Origin of the sequence: Geminicoccus flavidas, assembly GCF_009806515.1 — a bacterium.
GTDB classification, from domain to species: domain Bacteria; phylum Pseudomonadota; class Alphaproteobacteria; order Geminicoccales; family Geminicoccaceae; genus Geminicoccus; species Geminicoccus flavidus.
In genome coordinates, this window is the sequence record NZ_WUJP01000116.1 from 1 (window position 1) to 4,360 (window position 4,360).

Annotated in this window: 3 protein-coding genes and 1 pseudogene; 1 reads left to right on the forward strand and 3 read right to left on the reverse strand. The window is 67.1% G+C overall.

The annotated features are described in order from the left end of the window. Positions 1 to 131 (forward strand): annotated as a pseudogene (locus EQG76_RS33260) (LysR family transcriptional regulator); the annotation flags it as partial. Between the two features lie 493 nt (positions 132 to 624). Here the strand turns inward: EQG76_RS33260 and msrP are convergent. The 3 genes from msrP to recO all read right to left on the reverse strand — a co-directional run. After that, complete coding sequence (gene msrP, locus EQG76_RS03130) at positions 625 to 1,581, reverse strand: protein-methionine-sulfoxide reductase catalytic subunit MsrP (RefSeq protein WP_159710536.1); 957 nt, start codon at positions 1,579 to 1,581, stop codon at positions 625 to 627. A 58-nt stretch (positions 1,582 to 1,639) separates the two neighbouring features. Then, positions 1,640 to 3,865, reverse strand: a complete 2,226-nt coding sequence (gene parC, locus EQG76_RS03135) for a DNA topoisomerase IV subunit A (protein ID WP_159710538.1) — start codon at positions 3,863 to 3,865, stop codon at positions 1,640 to 1,642. Between the two features lie 35 nt (positions 3,866 to 3,900). Further along, positions 3,901 to 4,360, reverse strand: a 460-nt coding sequence (gene recO / locus EQG76_RS03140; protein ID WP_159710540.1) for a DNA repair protein RecO, incomplete at its 5' end; no start/stop codon positions are given.

The following is a 4,360-nucleotide window of genomic DNA, read 5'->3' on the forward strand; positions in this document are numbered from 1 at the left end:
TGCTGCCCGACCTGGAGGGTCCGGGGTTCACCTGCTACTTCGTCTATCCGGAGGAGCTGCGTGCCTCCAAGCGGGTGACGGTGTTCCGCGACTTCCTTCTGGAGAAGGTCGCCGAGCAGCCGATCTGGTGAGGCCCGTGCTGATATTTTGATCACAGGTGACGGGCGGCATGCGTCACGTGCACATCACCCATCGCGAACCGATCTAGGCAAGCGACGCGATCGCTATTATCTTCTGCAACGCAACAACGCACCGCCTGGGATGCGCTGCTGCCCAGGAGATCGAGCTCAGCTCTCTGCTGGATGGATCCGGCCATGCTGGGTCCGACCGAACTTCGGTTCGTTCCCAGGCATTTAGCCTCCCTGATCTACTCGGCCGGGTCGCAAGATCCGGCCACTTTTTTTGGGATAACGTCTGACTTTATCGATGGGCTGAACCCGGTCGTCAAGCAGTACGTGGTCGTTCCGGCAACTTCTTGTGCAGTCTTTGCAGTGCGAAATTTTATTGCTGCGGCGCAGCGAATATTCGCCGCAACCACCGTAAATTCCTGCTGCAGTGCAGCAACGACACTTCGATTCGAATGCGCGAGTCCTTTCCAGCGATTTCTCTTTCTGCGCGAAATACCTACTTGTAGAGTTCTTCCCCCTCCAGCCCCGCATACAGCCCGGCTACCTGTTCGGCATAGCCGTTGAACAGGCGGGTCGGCACCGAACTGAAATCACCCAGCGGCCGCTCGTAGGCTTGGCTCCAGCGCGGGTGGGGCACATCCGGATTGACGTTGGCCCAGAAGCCGTACTCAGAGGGTCCGAGTTCCTCCCAATAGCTGACCGGCCGCTGATCGGTGAGCGTGATCCGCCGGATCGACTTGATCGACTTGAACCCGTACTTCCACGGAGTGACCAGCCGAATCGGCGCGCCGTTCTGCTTCTTGAGCGGCTTGCCGTACATGCCGGTCGCGATGAAGGCGAGTTCGTTGGCCGCCTCGGCCACGGTCAGGCCCTCCACATAGGGCCAGGGATACCAGCTCTGCTGCTGCTCGGGCGCCTCGTCCGGGTTCAGGAAGGTCTCGAAGCGGACATACTTGGCGCTGCCCAGCGGGCGGGCCAGGTCGAGCAGGGCCTTGAGCGGGAAGCCGCTCCAGGGCACGTCCATCGACCAGGCCTCGACGCAGCGATGGCGATAAAGCCGCTCTTCGATCGGCAGCCGCCGCACGATCGCCTCCAGCTCGAGCTCCTGGGGTGTCTCGACCATGCCGTCGATCGTGACCAGCCACGGCCGGATGGTCAGGGCCTGCGCCGCATCGACGATGTTCTTGCTGCCGCCGAACTCGTAGAAATTGTTGTAGGTCGTGGCGATGCTCTCGTCGGTGAGCGGCCGGTCGAGCACATAGGCGGGATTGCGGCTGCCCGGATAGAGCTCGGGTGCGGCCAGCTCCTCGGCGGCACGCGGCCGCCCGGGCAGCACGGCCAGTGCGCTGCCCAGGCCCAGGCCCGCCAGCAGTCGGCGCCGGTTCAGCACCAGGTGCTCGCCGGTCACCCGGTGGTCGATCACGTCCCAGATCCTGCGCGAACGGGTCAGCATGGCGATCCTCCTCCTCTACCTCAGAGGTTACGCCGGCTAGCCGATTTCCGTCACGCGATCACGCGCGTGTGAACGAAAGATCCTTGGGAAAGCCCACCGGCGTGTTGCGGCCGGACTGGGCGCGCTCGCCCATCCAGCTGGTGCATTCCTCGCGCCGCTGGCGGCTGCCGGTCTGCCAGGTGAAGCCCTTGGACGGATCGATCGTGGCGATGTCGGCCACCAGGGCGGAGTGCAGCTTCATGAGCTGCACGCCCTTGCCGCGCCCCAGCACCTTGAGCTGGTCCAGCGGGAACACCAGGAGGCGACGATGGCTACCGAGCACCGCCAGATGGTCGGCGGTGACGGGCACGACCTTGACGAGCTGGTCGCCGGCGTCCAGGTCCACCACCTGCTTGCCGGCCTTGGTCGCGGCGACGATGGCGCTCTCCTCCACCACGAAGCCACGCCCGCGCGCGGTCGCGACCACGAGGCGCCCGTCGGGGCGATGCACTGCCGCATCGACGATCGGCACGCCCTTGGCGATGTCGACGAACAGGGACAAGGGCTCGCCGGTGCCGCGTCCGCCGGGCAGGCGGTCGACCGGCACGGTGAACATCCGCCCGTCCGCGGCGAACACCAGCAGGCGGTCGGTCGACTGCGCCTCCAGCGCGAAGCGCGGCCCGTCGCCCTCCTTGTATTTCTGCTCGACCAGATCGAGCTGATGGCCGCGCGCGGTGCGGATCCAGTTGTGCTCGGACAGCAGGATCGTCACCGGCACGCGCTCGACCTGCGCCTCGAAGCGCTCGGGCTCGATCACCGGTGCGGTGCCGAACTGAGTACGGCGCGGGTCGGCGAACTGCTTGCGGCTGGCCTTGACCTCGTCGGACAGTGCCTTGCGGCGCAGCTTTGGGTCGCTCAGGAGCCTGACCAGCTTGGCCTTCTCCGCCTCGAGCTGGTCATGCTCGCGGCGCAGCTCCATCTCCTCGAGCTTGCGCAGGTTGCGCAGGCGCAGGTTCAGGATCGCCTCGGCCTGGATCTCCGACAGCTCGAAGGTCCGCATCAGCACGGGCTTGGGCTCGTCCTCCTCGCGGATGATCCGGATCACCTCGTCGATGTCGAGGAAGGCCTTGAGGTAGCCTTCCAGGAGGTGCAGCCGGTCGTCGATCTTGCGCAGGCGGAAGGCGGAGCGACGCTCCAGCACCACCATGCGGTGGTCGAGCCAGGACTGCAGCGCTTCCGCCAGGCCCATCACCCGGGGCGTGCCGGTGGCGTCCAGCACGTTCAGGTTCAAGGACAGCCGCACCTCCAGGTCGGTTGCGCGGAACAGCTGCTCCATGAGCAGCTCCGGCTCGACCGTGCGGGCGCGCGGCACCAGGACGATGCGGATCTGGTCGGTCGACTCGTCGCGCAGGTCGGCCAGGAGCGGCAGCTTCTTGGCGATGAGCTGCTCGGCGATGTCCTCGATCAGCCGGCTCTTCTGCACCTGGTAGGGGATCTGGTCGACGATGATCCGGTATTGCCCCAGCGGCAGTTGCTCGACCCGGTAGCTGGCGCGCAGCCGGAAGCCGCCGCGGCCTGTGGCATAGGCCTGCTGGATGGTGGCCGGCCCGTCGATCAGGATGCCGCCGGTCGGCAGGTCCGGCCCCGGCACGAACTTCATCAGCTCCGATGCGGTCGGCAGCGGCGCCTCGGCCGGCCGGCTCAGCATGAACAGGAGTGCCTCGCACAGCTCGCCGACATTGTGCGGCAGGATCGAGGTGGCCATGCCGACCGCGATCCCGGTAGCACCGTTGGCCAGCAGGTTCGGCACGGCTGCCGGCAGGATCACCGGCTCCTCTTCCGAGCCGTCATAGGTCGGCCGGAAGTCCACCGTGTCCTGGTCGATCCCGTCCAGCAGCGCCATGGCGTACTTGGTGAGGCGGCTCTCGGTGTAGCGCATCGCCGCCGGGTTATCGCCGTCGATGTTGCCGAAGTTCCCCTGCCCTTCCACGAGCGGATAGCGCTGAGCGAAGTCCTGGGCGAGCCGGACCAGGGCGTCATAGACCGACTGGTCGCCGTGCGGGTGGAACTTGCCGATCACGTCGCCGACCACGCGGGCGCATTTCTTGTAGCCGCCGGAGGGATCCAGGCGGAGCTGGAGCATGGCGTAGAGCAGGCGGCGCTGCACCGGCTTCAGCCCGTCGCGGACGTCGGGAAGCGAGCGGGCGGTGATGGTCGATAGAGCGTAGGCCAGGTAGCGCTCAGACAGGGCCTGGGCGAGCGGCACCGATTCGATCTGTTCAGTCTGGGCGGCGGAGCGGGTCATGAATCTCGCGGTCTCGTCAGGGGAGCGGGCTTCGCTCAGTCGGCGGGTCGGGTCGGTGCGTCGGGTGCTGCAGGGCCCAGCAGGTCCAGGAGGCGCAGCCGCGCCTGGGGTGGCGGCCGGTTCACCGCATCGAACAGGCGCTGGTCTAAAAAATGCCCGGTGAGGCGCAGCCCGTCCACCACCTCGGCCCGGTCGGGACGGCTGCCGTCCAGGAGGAAACGGGGCAGCTTCAGGAGCCGGGGCGCCCAGTCGCCCGCCGCCGCCTCCGCCACCGCGGCCCCGGTGCGCGGCGACACATAGGCCAGGCCTTCCGTGGCACCGGACACCGCGCAGCGGTCCAGCGCCAGACCGAACCCGGCCTCGGCCAGCAGCACCAGTTCGAACCGGACATAGTCGGCCAGCCAGGCCTCGTCCTTGCCCAGCGCATCGACCAGGCGCAAGGTGGCGGCATAGAGCACCGGGTGCGGGTCGCGCTCGGCCAGGGCCGCATCCAGC

Excerpts from the sequence above, each read along its gene's own strand:
- parC (WP_159710538.1), bottom strand. The coding sequence starts at position 3,865 with ATGACCCGCTCCGCCGCCCAGACTGAACAGATCGAATCGGTGCCGCTC.
- msrP (WP_159710536.1), bottom strand. The coding sequence starts at position 1,581 with ATGCTGACCCGTTCGCGCAGGATCTGGGACGTGATCGACCACCGGGTG.